Source organism: Brevibacillus migulae (genome assembly GCF_004521915.1).
GTDB classification, from domain to species: domain Bacteria; phylum Bacillota; class Bacilli; order Brevibacillales; family Brevibacillaceae; genus Brevibacillus_F; species Brevibacillus_F migulae.
On the sequence record NZ_SDKD01000017.1, the window covers coordinates 19,830 to 34,719 of the forward strand.

Below are 14,890 nucleotides of genomic sequence, written 5' to 3' on the forward strand. Positions count from 1 at the left end.
GGAAAAAAATGGCTGATACCCTCGTAATTGTCGAATCCCCGGCGAAAGCGAAAACGATAGGAAAATATCTAGGAAGTAAATATATCGTCAAAGCCTCCATGGGTCATGTCAGAGACCTCCCAAAAAGTCAAATGGGCGTTGACGTTACGCGTTCTTATGATCCCAAATATATAACCATTCGTGGAAAGGGCGATGTGTTAAAGTCGCTCAAGGATGCTGCGAAAAAAGTGAAGAAAGTCTATCTCGCAGCCGACCCGGACCGCGAAGGAGAAGCGATTGCTTGGCATTTGGCGCAGTACCTCAATCTGGATTTGGACCAACCCATCCGCGTTGTGTTTAACGAGATTACGAAGGACGCGATCAAAGAAGCATTTAAGCACCCGCGCCATATCAATATGGACTTGGTGAATGCCCAGCAGGCGAGGCGGATTCTCGACCGCCTTGTGGGGTACAACATTAGTCCGTTGCTGTGGAAAAAAGTACGGAAAGGGCTTAGCGCCGGCCGTGTCCAATCCGTCACGGTAAAAATGATCATCGATCGTGAAAATGAAATTCGTAATTTTGTTCCGGAAGAATACTGGACAATCACCAGCAAGCTTCTTTCCGATGGGAAAGCATTTGAAGCAAGATTCCACGGAGTGGGAGATGAAAAGGTCGAGCTTCATTCGGAGGAAGAAGTCAATAAGATCCTCGAACAAATCAAAGGTCAGTCTTATGTGGTGAAAAAGGTTCAAAAGCGGGAGCGCAAGCGTAACCCAGCGCAGCCGTTTATTACCAGTTCGCTGCAGCAGGAAGCAGCACGTAAGCTCAACTTTCGTACGGCCAAGACCATGATGATCGCTCAGCAGCTGTATGAGGGGATCGATCTTGGCAAAGAAGGTACCGTGGGTTTGATCACCTATATGCGTACAGACTCGACGCGCATTTCGGTAACTGCCCAAACAGAGGCGAAGGAATATATTTTGGAACAGTTTGGTCCAGAATACGTGCTTGCTGAAGCCCGTGATCCAGCCAAAAATGAGCGAGCACAGGATGCGCATGAAGCGATTCGTCCGACGTCGGTGATGCGTACGCCTGATTCAATCAAAGAATTTTTGTCCCGCGATCAGCTCCGGTTGTATCGTCTCATCTGGGAGCGTTTTCTGGCCAGCCAGATGGCATCGGCAATCCTGGATACAATGAGTGTAGACATTGATATAAACGGTGTACTGTTCCGGGCATCCGGTTCGAAAGTAAAGTTCCCCGGCTTCATGAAGGTCTATATTGAGGGGAATGATGATAGTGGCAATGAAGACGAGTCTTTTTTGCCGCCGATCGAGGAGGGCCAAATCCTCGTTGAGCAAAGCATCGAGCCCAATCAGCACTTTACACAGCCTCCTCCGCGATATTCGGAAGCGCGGCTGATCAAGACATTAGAAGAAGGCGGAATAGGCAGGCCGTCTACCTATGCGCCAACCTTGGAAACGATTCAAAAACGCGGCTATGTCGCTTTGGAAGAAAAACGATTTGTGCCGACGGAATTGGGCGAGATCGTGATCTCATTAATGGAGGAATTTTTCCCGGAGATTCTGGATATCGAATTTACGTCTCAGATGGAATCCGAGTTGGATGAAATCGAAGAAGGCGTGATCGAATGGGTGAAGGTACTTGACCATTTTTATCCGGAATTTGCCAAGCGTTTAAAAGTTGCCGAAGAAAAAATGGAAGAAATCGAGATCAAAGACGAGATCGCCGATGAGAATTGTGAGCTTTGCGGGAGACACATGGTTTACAAGATGGGGCGTTTTGGAAAATTCCTCGCATGCTCGGGTTTCCCGGACTGCCGCAACACGAAGCCGATTGTAAAGGAAATCGGTGTGGCTTGCCCATCGTGCAAGATTGGCTCGATCATCGAACGAAAAAGCAAAAAAAGCCGTATCTTCTATGGTTGCAACCGCTATCCGGAATGCGAATATGTCTCCTGGGATAAGCCGATTGCCCGTCCATGCCCGAAATGTGGACAACTGCTGGTCGAGAAGAAACGCAAAAAACAAGGTGTCAGCATCGCCTGCACAGCGTGTGATTATCAGGAAGAAGCAGATTCCTAAGTGTTTTGGAGGAAACCATCATGACCCAACAAACGTATGTAACAGTAGTGGGAGCTGGTCTGGCTGGAAGTGAAGCCGCTTGGCAAATCGCCCAGTCAGGCGTACCTGTCAAATTATATGAAATGCGGCCGAAACAACAGACACCCGCTCACCACACCGATAAATTCGCTGAATTGGTTTGCAGCAACTCCCTTCGTGCCAATTCTCTGACCAATGCAGTGGGCGTTTTGAAGGAAGAAATGAGACGGTTGGATTCGGTCATTATCACTGCAGCTGATAAATGCGCCGTACCTGCAGGCGGCGCATTGGCTGTAGATCGCCATGAGTTTGCTGGCTATGTGACTGATACTATCCGTAATCATCCGCTGATTGAGATCATGACGGAGGAAATCACGGAGATTCCAGAAGGCATCGTGGTGATTGCGACTGGTCCGTTGACTTCCCCGGCTCTGTCGGAACGCTTGAAAGCCTTGACCGGAGAAGAGTATCTCTATTTTTATGATGCCGCCGCTCCTATCGTGGAGAAAGATTCACTTGATATGGAAAAGGTCTTTGTGGCATCGCGCTATGACAAGGGTGAGGCGGCCTACCTGAACTGCCCGATGAATGAAGAGGAATTTGACCGTTTTTATGAAGCGCTCATTTCCGCGGAGACCGTACCCCTGAAGGAGTTTGAAAAGGAAATCTTTTTTGAAGGGTGCATGCCGATTGAAGTGATGGCCAAGCGCGGCCGTCAAACCATGACATTTGGGCCGCTGAAGCCAGTGGGGTTGACAGATCCGCGGACCGGAAAGCAGCCGTATGCAGTGGTGCAGCTGCGTCAAGACAACAGTGCCGCCACCTTGTACAACATCGTTGGTTTCCAGACGCATTTGAAATGGCCGGATCAAAAGCGGGTATTCTCCTTGATCCCGGGGCTCGAAAATGTAGAGATCGTCCGCTACGGGGTGATGCACCGCAATACGTTCATCAACTCGCCGAAGCTGTTGCATCCTACGTACCAGTATCGCGACCGCGAGACGCTTTTCTTTGCGGGACAGATGACCGGAGTCGAAGGGTATGTGGAGTCGGCGGCATCTGGCTTGGTCGCCGGATTGAATGCGGCAAGGCTTTTCAAAGGAGAAGAGCCTTTGCGTTTCCCGCCTGAAACCGTGATCGGCAGTATGGCTCATTACATCACGACAACTGATGCCAAGCATTTTCAGCCAATGAACGCAAACTTCGGTCTATTGCCTGAGCTTCCTACGCGGATTCGCAACAAAAAAGAAAAGAATGAGCAAATCGCTCAGCGGGCATTAGACACAATTCAGAATTTTACACGGAAATGACACAATTTTAGTTGATAATCAAAATTCCATTGTGTTACTATTAAGTTGCCTTTGGGAGAGTGCATCTGAGATGGACATTTCGCAACAAACATCCACACTGATTGAACTTTTTTCTCGATATCTGAAAGTGGAGAAGAATGCTTCGCGTTATACGCAAGACCAATATGTTGCAGATATCCACGAATTTGTCGCCTTTATGGAACAGCACCAAATCTCTGCATTTGCTGCTGTTTCTTATTTAGATGGGCGCTCCTTCCTTGCTCATTTGACGAAACGTGGATTGTCACGGAGAAGCATTGCACGGAAGTTGTCTAGCCTGCGCAGCTTTTACCGATTTTTAATGAGGGAAGGCTATCAGGAGGAGAATCCGTTTCAGTCAGTGTCAACGCCAAAAAGGGAAAAAAAGCTTCCTTCCTTTTTATACCCGCAGGAGATTCAGCGTTTGCTTGAGATGCCTGACGATTCCACCCCTTTGGGACAAAGGGATCGAATGATTTTCGAGCTTCTCTATGCAAGCGGAATCCGTGTAAGCGAGCTTGTCACGCTTTCGGTAGATGCCATCAATCTTTCCGTAGGAGTTGCTCTGGTATTCGGAAAAGGGGCAAAGGAACGATATGTCCCGATCGGAAGTTATGCGATTGAAGCAATCAGGAAATACCTAGATGTAGGTAGAACGAAACTGTTGAACGGAAAGAAAGACGCGGGTCATCTGCTCTTGAATTACCGTGGGGAACCATTATCGGATCGGAGTGTTCGGCGAGTGGTCGATAAATATGTGGAAGAAGCCGCGCTATCAGCAGGCATCACGCCGCATACGTTCCGTCATACCTTTGCCACGCACATGTTGAACGCCGGAGCCGATTTGCGGACCGTCCAGGAATTGCTGGGTCATGTCAACATATCGACTACTCAGGTATATACGCATGTGACCAAAGAGCGATTGAGAAATGTGTACGATTCCGCGCATCCGCGAGCGCGTACGACCCGGGAGGTGAAATAATCGTATGGAACAATTTCATGCAACCACGATATTTGCCATTCATCATCAGGGTGGAGCAGCGATGGCTGGAGATGGCCAAGTAACCTTCGGAAACAGCATGGTCATGAAAAATGGGGCAAAGAAAGTGCGCCGGTTGTACCGGGGAGAAGTAGTTGCCGGATTTGCCGGTTCGGTTGCGGATGCCATTACGCTCTTCGAAAAATTCGAGGGGAAACTGGAAGAATACCATGGCAACCTGCAGCGTGCAGCAGTAGAGCTTGCCAAGGAATGGCGCTCGGATCGTGTGCTGCGTCGCTTGGAAGCCATGATGATCGTCATGAATCGGGAGCATCTGCTCTTGATCTCGGGTAATGGTGAAATTATCGAGCCGGATGACGGCATCCTAGCGATCGGTTCAGGCGGAAGTTTCGCTCTGGCTGCAGGCAGAGCTCTCAAAAAGCATGCTCCTCATATGAGCGCAAAAGAAATCGCTGAAGCTGCCTTGCTGACGGCCGGAGAAATTTGTGTGTTTACGAATACGAATTTAGTGGTAGAAGAGTTGAATAGATAAGCTGGGAGGTCCTGCTGATGAATCTCGAGCATTTAACACCCCGGACTATTGTCGATCACCTCGATAAATATATCGTAGGTCAAGCCAATGCGAAAAAAGCAATAGCGGTTGCTCTGCGTAATCGTTATCGCCGAGGATTGCTCCCAGAAAGCATTCGGGAAGAGGTCGTACCAAAAAATATCCTCATGATTGGACCGACTGGAGTCGGAAAAACAGAGATTGCCCGCCGAATCGCCAAATTGACAGGCGCTCCTTTTATCAAGGTAGAAGCCACCAAGTTTACCGAAGTCGGTTATGTCGGGCGCGATGTTGAATCCATGGTTCGAGATCTGGTCGAGTCGGCCATTCGCAATGTAAAAAATGAGAAGATGGAATCGGTAAAGGAAAAAGCAGCAAAGCTGGCGGACGATGTAATCGTACATACACTCGTGCCTTCTCGCAAGCAAGCGAACAACTTCAAAAATCCGCTTGAGATGCTTTTTGGCAATCAACAGCAAACGTCCACACCGGCAAATGACGCAGAAGATGCATCGATTGAACAGCAAAGACGCCAGGTTTCTTGGCAGCTGGCTGCAGGTCAACTGGAAGAGCAGATGATCGAGATTGATGTAGAAGACCAATCCCCGTCGATGCTGGATATGTTCCAAGTGCCCGGTGCTGAGCAAATGGGCATGCAGATGCAGGATATGCTGGGCAGCCTGATGCCGAAGCGGACGAAGAAACGAAAATTGCGAATTAAAGATGCACGAAAGGTATTAATCCAACAAGAAGCGCAAAAACTGGTTGATATGGACGAAGTGATTCAGGAATCCATCCATCGCGCAGAACAGCATGGCATCATCTTCATTGATGAGATTGATAAAATTGCTGGAAAAGAAGGACGCTCCGGCGCGGATGTTTCGCGCGAAGGTGTGCAACGAGATATTCTGCCGATTGTCGAAGGATCCACGGTCATGACCAAGTATGGGCCGGTAAAAACCGATTACATGTTGTTTATTGCAGCTGGAGCTTTCCACATGGCGAAGCCGTCGGATTTGATTCCGGAGCTGCAAGGACGGTTTCCGATTCGTGTCGAATTGACCAGTCTCCGTGTAGAAGATTTTGTTCGTATTCTGACGGAACCGAAGAACGCGCTGATCAAGCAATATGTGGCTCTGCTTGAGACAGAAGGTGTGAAAGTGGAATTTACTGCGGCGGCCATCGAGGAAATTGCGAAGCTGGCCACAGAAGTGAACCAGTCCACCGATAACATTGGAGCAAGAAGACTGCATACCATTCTTGAAAAGCTGTTGGAGGACCTCTCCTTTGAAGCGCCCGATATCCATCTGGATGTGGTGCAGATTACACCAGAATATGTTCGGGACAAATTAGGCACGATTGTAGGAAATCGTGATCTGAGCCAATACATTTTATAATGAGAAACCTGTAGGAGGAAACCAGGATGGATTTGCTATCCAAAACCAGAAGAATTAATCGTATGCTTCAAAAATCAGCGGGTCACGCTGTTAATTTTAACGAGATGTCCGAAGTCCTGCGCGATGTTATTGAAGCCAATACATTTGTATTGAGCAGAAAAGGCAAATTGCTGGGCTTCGCAATCGCTCAAGAGATTGATAATGAGCGGATTCGCAAAATGCTGGAAGAACGCCGGTTCCCGGAAGAATACAGCGTGAACCTGCTGAAAGTGGAAGAAACATCGGCGAACCTCGATGTGGATAGCCCGTACACAGCTTTCCCGATCGAAATGAAAGAAGTATTCCGCACCGGTTGGACGACAATTGTGCCAATCATGGGCGGAGGAGACCGACTGGGATCCCTTATCCTGGCGCGTCTGAATAATCAATTTGTGGAAGATGACCTGATTCTCGCTGAAGTGGGTGCTACTGTAGTAGGTATGGAAATCCTGCGTGAGCGTGCCGAAGCGATCGAAGAGGAAGCGCGCAGCAAAGCAGTTGTACAAATGGCGATCGGCTCGCTTTCGTACAGTGAATTGGAAGCGGTGGAACACATTTTTGAGGAATTGGAAGGCAAAGAGGGCTTGCTGGTCGCATCCAAAATTGCTGACCGCGTAGGCATTACTCGTTCTGTCATCGTGAATGCGCTGCGCAAGCTGGAAAGTGCCGGCGTGATTGAATCTCGTTCTCTTGGAATGAAGGGAACCTTTATCAAAGTTCTGAACGAGAAACTGCTGCCTGAATTAGAAAAATTGAAAACTTCCTAAGCAATTGAGACCAACAGCGCATATAATTCCAGGGAAAAAGCCAGGGTTATCCTGGCTTTTTTCAATGGAAAGTGATCGAAAAGTCCCAAAATCACGCAACTCTACTTGAAAAAACATATGCCTTTTGAATCAATTCTTATGGACTAAACCCAAGATTTCCCTAGAAATGCAATACTAGCAAGGGATAGTACTGATTTCTTTCCATAAAGATTATGCTTTTTTATATTTGGAGAATTTGATATTATTATGTCGTAATTTAATAGAGTATCTCTGTCGAATTAGCGAGAATAATGACAAATATGTAAGGAAAACAGTAAAAAAGACCGAGAAGGAGGGGATAGGGCATGATCAATACGGAACAAATTCGTATGTTGGAACGATCTCTTGATGCAGCAACGTTGCGTCAACGAACCATTGCCAATAATATCGCGAATCTTGATACCCCTCATTTCAAAAGCAAACAGGTTGTCTTCGAAGACTTGCTGCAGCAAGAATTGAGCGGTTCAGCACCATCCTTGCAAGCGTACCGAACCAACTCGCGCCATATTGCTTTTGGAGCACAAACAGAGGGACCAATTGCCCGGGTCGTTTCTAATCCAAATGGAATCGTGCAGAACAACGGTAATGATGTGGATGTTGAATATGAAATGAATCAGCTGGCGAAAAACCAAATCTGGTACAACGGTCTTACGCAAATGACCAATGGATACTTCACGAAAATTCGATCAGTTCTGGAAGGAGGGAAATAATAACCGATGAGCATGTTTCGGGCAATGGATACCAGTGCTTCAGCATTGACGGTTAACCGCCTTCGTCTTGATACGATTTCGGCAAACGTGGCCAATGCAAATACAACACGGGCCAGAATGGTAAACGGCGTATGGGAGCCGTATCGTCGTAAAATCGTGGAGGTTTCCCCCCAATACAATCAATCCTTTGATAATTTGCTGGAAGCAGCGATTGGGAATGTGAGTGGGCGTGTTGAACAGGGGGTACGTGCAACAGCGATTAAGGAGGACACGACAGCGTTCAAACGCGTGTATGATCCTGAACATCCTGATGCGGATGCGGAAGGCTATGTACTGCTGCCAAACGTAGACATGATGAAAGAAATGGTAGATATGATTTCTGCCTCGCGCAGCTATGAAGCAAACGTTACCGTGCTGAATGCTGGTAAAAGCATGATGATGAAAGCCTTCGAAATTAACGGAAGATAAGGAGTGAGTGAATCATGGATGTGAAAAGTCTTGCTCCCATTGGTAAACTAGCATTCACACAACAACCGCAACCAGTCACCGCCACTCCTGCTGAAGTCACCAAGTCATTTGCCAACTTTCTGACGGACGCAATGGATGAAGTGAACAAGGCCCAGGTGGAGTCAGCAAAACTCACAGAAGCGTTTGCTGCGGGAAAAGTTGAGGATGTCCATCAAGTGATGATTGCTAGCCAAAAGTCAACAATCATGCTGCAGACTGCAATGCAAGTGCGTAATAAGGTTATTGAGTCCTATCAAGAAATTATGCGCATGTCGCTGTAATGATTGTTGATATACATTGGCGAGGTGAATCATGAACGAACGTCTATTAAAATACAGAGACTTAGGACTAGAAAAATGGAATGGACTAACAAACAAAAGAAAATGGCTAATTGTTTCGGTTGTATTATTTCTACTCATTTCTCTTGGTCTATACATATACATCGCATCTCAGCCCGTTTACAGAGCGCTGTATGACCAGAGATTGAGTGAGCAAGAAGTCGGTACGATTCGACAAGAACTCGAAACGATGGGTGTCCCTTACCGGATCACAGGAAATGGGACTGGCATCGAGGTTCCTGAAACACAGGCCCAAGATGTCATTGTTGAATTGGCAGCCCAAGGGATACCGAGTGAAGCCGGCATCAATACCGAGATTTTTTCGGGGACTGGTTCGTTTGGGATCACGGACCGACAGTTTGATGTGTTGGAGAAGGATGCTCTGCAGAAAGAGCTTCAGGAAATGCTCGAACACGTACGCGGCGTAAAAAACGCACAGGTCATTTTGACCTTGCCGCAAGAAAGCGTCTGGGTCACTGAGACACCTGATCAAGCTACGGCATCCGTTATCGTGGAAGTAGAGCCTGGAACAAGACTTACACCTGAACAAACCCGGTCATTATACTATATGGTTTCTAGAAGTGTGAAACAGCTTCCGCTGGATAATATCACGATAACAGACCAATACTCGAATTTGTTGGAACTTCCGGATGCCAACACAGCTCAAGCTTCCTTGACCGAGTATGAACAACAAGAGAAGATCAAAGCTGAAGTGGAAAAGAAAATCCAGCAAAACCTGTACAATCTGCTTGGTACCATCATGGGACGTGACAAGATCGTCGTCCACACTGCGGTAAAAATGAATTTTGCGAAAGAAACGCGTGTGGAAAATCGTGTCGAAGCGCCAGACAAGGAAAATAATGAAGGTCTGATTATCAGTGCGCAGAAATTGTCAAAAACGTTCAATGGAACCGGAACACCGCCTGGAGGAGCTGCTGGCACAGGCCAAAATGATGTTGCCGCATACCCAGGAGGCGATCAGCAAGGTACAAACAGCGAGTACGAAGAATTGAACGACACAGTCAATCGTGAAGTGGACCGCATTACAAGAAACATTACGGAAAGTCCGTTTCAAATTGAAGATATTGCGATCAATATCGGGGTAGAGCCACCGGATGGCGGACAGCTCGATGAACAAACCATCGCCAGCATTCGCCAAGTTTTGGGGAATGTGGTCCGTGTAACGCTGAGCGAAAAAAATCTCAACCAGGAACAAGTGGATCAACGGATTTCCGTATTCCCGCGTTCTTTCTCCGGTAAAGTGGTTGCTGAAGAATCTTCTCCATTTAGCTCCGGATTGCTCTATGGAACAGGTATTGTAGCATTACTGGCTCTTGGTGCAGTCGCATTCCTGATTTTCCGTCGACGCCGCCAAGTGCAGCAGCAGGGAGGTGCGGATGATTTTCCAGATCTACCGTCACCACAGCCATTTGAAGTGCCAGATCTCCAGTATGCGGAAGACAGCGATGAAGTGGTGGTTCGTAAGCAATTGGAAAAATTGGCGCGAAGCAAGCCGGACGAATTTGTCGTCTTGCTCCGTACATGGCTAGCTGAAGATTAGGGAGTGAAGACTGATGGCCCGCGGCGGCAAAGAATTGACAGGAAGGCAGAAGGCTGCAATTCTTCTCATATCACTTGGGCCGGAAGTATCCGCACAGGTGTTTAAACACTTACGAGAAGACGAAATCGAACAATTGACATTGGAAATCGCCAATGTCAGAAAAGTGGATAACGACGAAAAAGATCGGATCTTATCGGAATTCCACCAAATTGCGGTCGCGAAAGAAGTGATCGCACAAGGCGGCATCACCTATGCCAGAGAAATTTTGCAGAAGGCATTGGGTGATAGCAAAGCGATGGACATCATCAATCGCTTGACTGCCAACCTGCAGGTGCGTCCGTTTGACTTCGCCCGTAAAGCAGATCCTGGGCAGATCTTAAACTTTATTCAAAATGAACACTCGCAAACGATCGCTCTGGTCTTGTCCTATCTGGATGCTGAACAGGCAGCGATGATCCTGTCGTCTCTCCCGCAAGAGCGTCAAGCGGACGTAGCAAAGCGCATTGCGATGATGGACAGTACGTCGCCAGAAGTCATTTCGCAAGTGGAACAGGTCCTGGAACAAAAGCTCTCTGCGACGGTTACACAGGACTACACGCAAGCGGGTGGTATTGAAGCGATCGTGAACATCTTGAACGGCGTTGACCGTGGTACGGAACGCACGATTCTCGATTCGCTCGAAATCCAGGATCCCGAGCTTGCTGAAGAAATCAAGAAGCGCATGTTTGTCTTCGAAGACATCGCATCTCTCGACAATCGTTCCATCCAGCGCGTTATCCGCGATGTGGAGAATGCAGACCTTATGCTCTCGCTCAAAGTGGCGAGCGAAGAAGTGCGCGATGTGGTCTTCCGCAATATGTCCAAACGGATGGCGGATACATTCAAAGAAGAAATGGAGTTCATGGGGCCAGTCCGTCTGCGCGACGTCGAAGAAGCACAGTCTCGCATTGTTGCTACCATTCGCCGCTTAGAAGAGGCGGGTGAGATCATCATCGCACGCGGCGGAGGAGATGATATCATTGTCTAGGATCATCAAATCGACACGTTACGCGACTACGGAAGAGGCCTTAATCCTTTCTGTGAAAGCACCTCCACTACCTAAGACGGAAGTTTCGCAGGAAAGGTTGCAGCAATTTGAGCAGGAAATGGAAAAAATGCAAAATGAAGCCGAATCGATCCTCCGAGATGCAGAAGAAACCGCTGCGAGAATCTTGGAGGACGCGGCTTTGCAGGCTGATCAAATGAAGCAGCAAGCTCTTGCTGAAATCGAGGCATGGTGGGCGCAAAAAGAAGAAGAAGCAAATCTGTTGTTCCAAGAGGTGCGTTCCACAGCGCAAGATGAAGGATATGCAGATGGTCTGGAAGCTGGCAAGCAATTTGTCATATCCGAAGAGCAGGAGACGATTTTGCAGGCGAAAACTATCCTGGAACAAGCCTATCAAGAAAAAAATCAGATTATTGCGGAGGCAGAACCTTTTCTGGTTGACCTCAGCATGGAAGTAGCGAAAAAAGTGGTGGAAGCGGAATTATCTACTTCTCAGGATAAGATTTTACAGATGGTACAACGAGTGCTTCGCCGTTCCCGTGTACATGGACAGATCACTCTGTGTGTCAATCATCGCTATTTTGATTTTATTGAGGATCATCGTGAACAACTCCTCGCTTTGCTGGATGGACAAGCTGAGCTTGCGATTTTTCCTGACTACACCGTACAAGATGAAGGCTGTGTGATCCGCACGCCGCTTGGCAGTGTAGACGCGCGAGTCGACACACAATTACAAGAGATCAGACAAGTTCTCATGGATATTGCCCGAGGAAGTGAAAAAGATGAGCATGCTTGATCTCTCGAAATATATCCAGGCGATTCAGCACATGGATCCGGTCCGTATCAATGGCAAGGTTACACAGGTGGTCGGATTGACGATTGAATCCCAAGGTCCGGAGGCCAAACTTGGCGAGGTCTGTCTCATTTATTCGCAGCAAAATGAGGAACCGATCATGGCAGAGGTTGTCGGATTCCGTGACAACAAAGTACTGCTTATGCCTTTGGGTGAAGTGTCTGCGATCGGACCAGGCTGTGATGTAGTAGCGACGGGCAAGCCATTGATGGTAAAAGTGGGTACAGAAATATTGGGGACGGTCCTGGATGGCCTGGGACGCCCGATGATCGGGAAACCACTCCCATTAGGACTTACCTCGGTACCAACGAACAATCAACCACCGAATCCATTGCTTCGTCCGCGGATTCAAGAACCACTGAGTGTGGGCGTTCGGGCGATTGATGGACTCATCACGGTAGGAAAAGGCCAGCGTGTTGGTATTTTCGCAGGCTCTGGTGTAGGGAAAAGTACATTGCTCGGGATGATTGCCCGGAATACAACGGCAGATGTGAATGTCATCGCATTGATTGGTGAACGTGGACGTGAGGTAATGGAGTTTATCGAACGCGATCTGGGGGAAGAAGGATTACAAAGGTCTGTTGTTGTCGTCGCAACCTCCGATCAGCCCGCGATGATCCGTATCAAAGGCGCCATGATTGCCACAGCGATCGCAGAATATTATCGCGATCGGGGGCTGAATGTCATGCTGATGATGGATTCCGTCACACGTTTTGCCATGGCCCAGCGGGAAATCGGACTAGCTATCGGTGAACCCCCTGCCACGCGAGGATATACGCCTTCTGTTTTCGCCATGCTGCCCAAATTGCTGGAGCGCGCAGGGACTGCCAATAAAGGAAGTATCACCGCATTCTATACCGTATTAGTCGATTCCGACGATATGAATGACCCTATCGCTGATGCGGTGCGTGGGATTTTGGACGGTCATATTGTACTGGACCGCAAAATCGCACAAAAAGGGCATTTTCCGGCTATTGATGTATTGGCAAGCGTGAGTCGTGTCATGAATGAAATCTGCACAAGCCAGCATCTTGACGCGGCAAGGGAACTGAAAAAGTATATGGCTACGTACAAGGATGCGGAAGATCTCATCAATATCGGTGCGTACAAAATGGGGACCAACCGAGAAATTGATGCAGCCATCCGCTATCGCGAGTCCATCCGGGAATTCACCGCACAAGGGACGCACGAACCAGCTGATCTGAAGACGACGATCAATGCCCTGACAGCTCACTTTGGAGGCGTACGTTGATGAAGAAGTTTCAGTATTCTCTTCAAAAAATCCTTGATTTGAAAGAAAGAGAAAAGGAACAAGCCGAATGGGCGTTTGGGAAATCGATGCAGAAGAAGAACGAAGAAGAAGAAAAGCTCATCCGCATGCACGAGCGCAAGGAAGAGCTCACCCAACATCTTTTTCGCGTGCAGACAGGTGTTTGCTCTGCTGCCCAATTGCTTGACATTACCCGTTATCGCCAGACAATGGATCAAGCGATCGCCAGCCAACAAAAAACATTGTTCGGTTGTGAGCAGGAGCTGGAAGTTTTCAAGCAGAGATTGACTTCGAAAATGCAGGAATCACAGCTCTGGCAAAAACTGCGCGAAAAAGCAAAGGATTCATTTGATGAAGCGGAAAAAAACCGGGATCAGAAGGAAATGGACGAAATCGGACTTAACCGCTATTTGCGCAAAACGATGTAGAGAGGAGGGGCAATATGGAAGAGATCCAGGAAGAGAGAGGATACAGTAAGTGGGAATGGTTTTTCTACATGATTTTTATACCGGCATTATTTGCAGCTCTCTTGGGTGGGGTACTGTTGTCACTTCTCGGCGTAAATGTGGTAGGGAAAGCACTGAGCATGGCAAATCAAATCCCCTATGTAGAAAAAATCGTTCCCGATTCCAGCGTTGAGGTGAAGCCTGATCAAGCTGATAAGGAGAACATGGAGAAACAGCTGATTACCGCACAGAGCGAGTTGGCAAAGAGCAAGCAGGCCGTGAGCACCATTGAGGCGGAAGCTGCGAAAAAGGACGCAACCATTCAATCCCTGCAAAAACAGGCGGAAGACTTGCAGAAAATGATGGAAGAAAAGCGTGCTTCAGAGGAAGAGCGACAAAAGCAGTATGCGGACTTGGCCAAGATCTATACCACCATGTCAGCTAGTAAGGCAGCACCTATTATCGAGAATCTTTCTACGGAAGAAGCAGTAACCGTCCTGTCCAAGATGAAGCCGGAGCAACGCGCTGAGATCTTGGCCAAAATGGATCCCAAAAAAGCAGCGGATACCTCCATTTTGATTAAAGATACCGTTATTAATGAAAATGATGATATAGCTGCCATGCAGCAAAGGATTCAGGCACTGACAAAAGCATTGAGCGAAACACGTCAAGATTCCACCAGCCTTGATTCGCTGATCACGACATTCTCGCAAATGCCTGCCACAGAGTCTTCCTTGATTTTGAAATCGCTGATGACAACGAATCAAAAACGGGCGATTTCCATTTTAGCCGGCATGGCCAATGATAAGCGCGCACAAGTATTGGCCGAGATCGCAAAAGAAGACGATAAATTGGCGGCAAAGATCACCAGCGAGTTGCTTCGATAGGCGATTTGATCGTCTGTCGTTCCTATAGCAACAAAACATGTATAAGGA

At 47.9% G+C, this 14,890-nt stretch carries 15 protein-coding genes; all 15 read left to right on the top strand.

The genetic code is table 11. The annotated features are described in order from the left end of the window. The first annotated feature begins 8 nt into the window (after nt 1-8). The 15 genes from topA to EIZ37_RS18180 all read left to right on the top strand — a co-directional run bounded on the left by topA (nt 9) and on the right by EIZ37_RS18180 (nt 14,842). Complete coding sequence (gene topA / locus EIZ37_RS18110) at nt 9-2,087, top strand: type I DNA topoisomerase (protein ID WP_134686186.1); 2,079 nt, start codon at nt 9-11, stop codon at nt 2,085-2,087. Between the two features lie 20 nt (nt 2,088-2,107). Beyond that, complete coding sequence (gene trmFO, locus EIZ37_RS18115) at nt 2,108-3,415, top strand: FADH(2)-oxidizing methylenetetrahydrofolate--tRNA-(uracil(54)-C(5))-methyltransferase TrmFO (RefSeq protein ID WP_134686187.1); 1,308 nt, start codon at nt 2,108-2,110, stop codon at nt 3,413-3,415. 70 nt (nt 3,416-3,485) lie between these two features. After that, a complete protein-coding gene (xerC, locus tag EIZ37_RS18120; RefSeq protein ID WP_134686188.1) occupies nt 3,486-4,415 on the top strand; it encodes a tyrosine recombinase XerC in 930 nt (309 codons plus the stop codon). Nucleotides 4,416-4,419: 4 nt separating this feature from the next. Continuing rightward, complete coding sequence (gene hslV, locus EIZ37_RS18125) at nt 4,420-4,965, top strand: ATP-dependent protease subunit HslV (RefSeq protein ID WP_134686189.1); 546 nt, start codon at nt 4,420-4,422, stop codon at nt 4,963-4,965. A 17-nt stretch (nt 4,966-4,982) separates the two neighbouring features. Then, a complete protein-coding gene (gene hslU, locus EIZ37_RS18130; protein ID WP_134686190.1) occupies nt 4,983-6,380 on the top strand; it encodes an ATP-dependent protease ATPase subunit HslU in 1,398 nt (465 codons plus the stop codon). A gap of 26 nt (nt 6,381-6,406) precedes the next feature. After that, nucleotides 6,407-7,186 (top strand): GTP-sensing pleiotropic transcriptional regulator CodY, encoded by a 780-nt coding sequence (codY, locus tag EIZ37_RS18135; RefSeq protein ID WP_134686191.1) that lies wholly within the window; start codon nt 6,407-6,409, stop codon nt 7,184-7,186. Between the two features lie 344 nt (nt 7,187-7,530). Next, complete coding sequence (flgB, locus tag EIZ37_RS18140) at nt 7,531-7,935, top strand: flagellar basal body rod protein FlgB (RefSeq protein ID WP_134686192.1); 405 nt, start codon at nt 7,531-7,533, stop codon at nt 7,933-7,935. A gap of 6 nt (nt 7,936-7,941) precedes the next feature. Then, nucleotides 7,942-8,403 (top strand): flagellar basal body rod protein FlgC, encoded by a 462-nt coding sequence (gene flgC / locus EIZ37_RS18145; protein ID WP_134686193.1) that lies wholly within the window; start codon nt 7,942-7,944, stop codon nt 8,401-8,403. Nucleotides 8,404-8,417: 14 nt separating this feature from the next. Then, nucleotides 8,418-8,723: a flagellar hook-basal body complex protein FliE gene (gene fliE / locus EIZ37_RS18150; protein ID WP_134686194.1), complete on the top strand. Its 306-nt coding sequence runs from the start codon at nt 8,418-8,420 to the stop codon at nt 8,721-8,723. Between the two features lie 31 nt (nt 8,724-8,754). Continuing rightward, the gene (gene fliF / locus EIZ37_RS18155; RefSeq protein ID WP_134686195.1) at nt 8,755-10,341 is read left to right on the top strand and encodes a flagellar basal-body MS-ring/collar protein FliF; all 1,587 of its coding nucleotides are present in this window, start codon (nt 8,755-8,757) and stop codon (nt 10,339-10,341) included. Between the two features lie 13 nt (nt 10,342-10,354). Beyond that, nucleotides 10,355-11,368, top strand: coding sequence for a flagellar motor switch protein FliG (gene fliG, locus EIZ37_RS18160; protein ID WP_134686196.1), 1,014 nt, complete (start codon nt 10,355-10,357; stop codon nt 11,366-11,368). Next, nucleotides 11,352-12,182, top strand: coding sequence for a FliH/SctL family protein (locus EIZ37_RS18165; RefSeq protein WP_134686197.1), 831 nt, complete (start codon nt 11,352-11,354; stop codon nt 12,180-12,182). Before fliG ends, EIZ37_RS18165 begins: the two co-directional genes overlap by 17 nt. Continuing rightward, nucleotides 12,169-13,491, top strand: a complete 1,323-nt coding sequence (gene fliI, locus EIZ37_RS18170) for a flagellar protein export ATPase FliI (protein WP_134686198.1) — start codon at nt 12,169-12,171, stop codon at nt 13,489-13,491. Before EIZ37_RS18165 ends, fliI begins: the two co-directional genes overlap by 14 nt. Continuing rightward, nucleotides 13,491-13,937 carry a flagellar export protein FliJ gene (gene fliJ, locus EIZ37_RS18175; protein ID WP_134686199.1) on the top strand — a complete coding sequence of 149 codons (447 nt, stop codon included), beginning with the start codon at nt 13,491-13,493 and terminating at the stop codon, nt 13,935-13,937. Before fliI ends, fliJ begins: the two co-directional genes overlap by 1 nt. Before the next feature lie 14 nt (nt 13,938-13,951). Further along, complete coding sequence (locus tag EIZ37_RS18180; RefSeq protein WP_134686200.1) at nt 13,952-14,842, top strand: MotE family protein; 891 nt, start codon at nt 13,952-13,954, stop codon at nt 14,840-14,842. Nucleotides 14,843-14,890 lie beyond the last annotated feature (48 nt).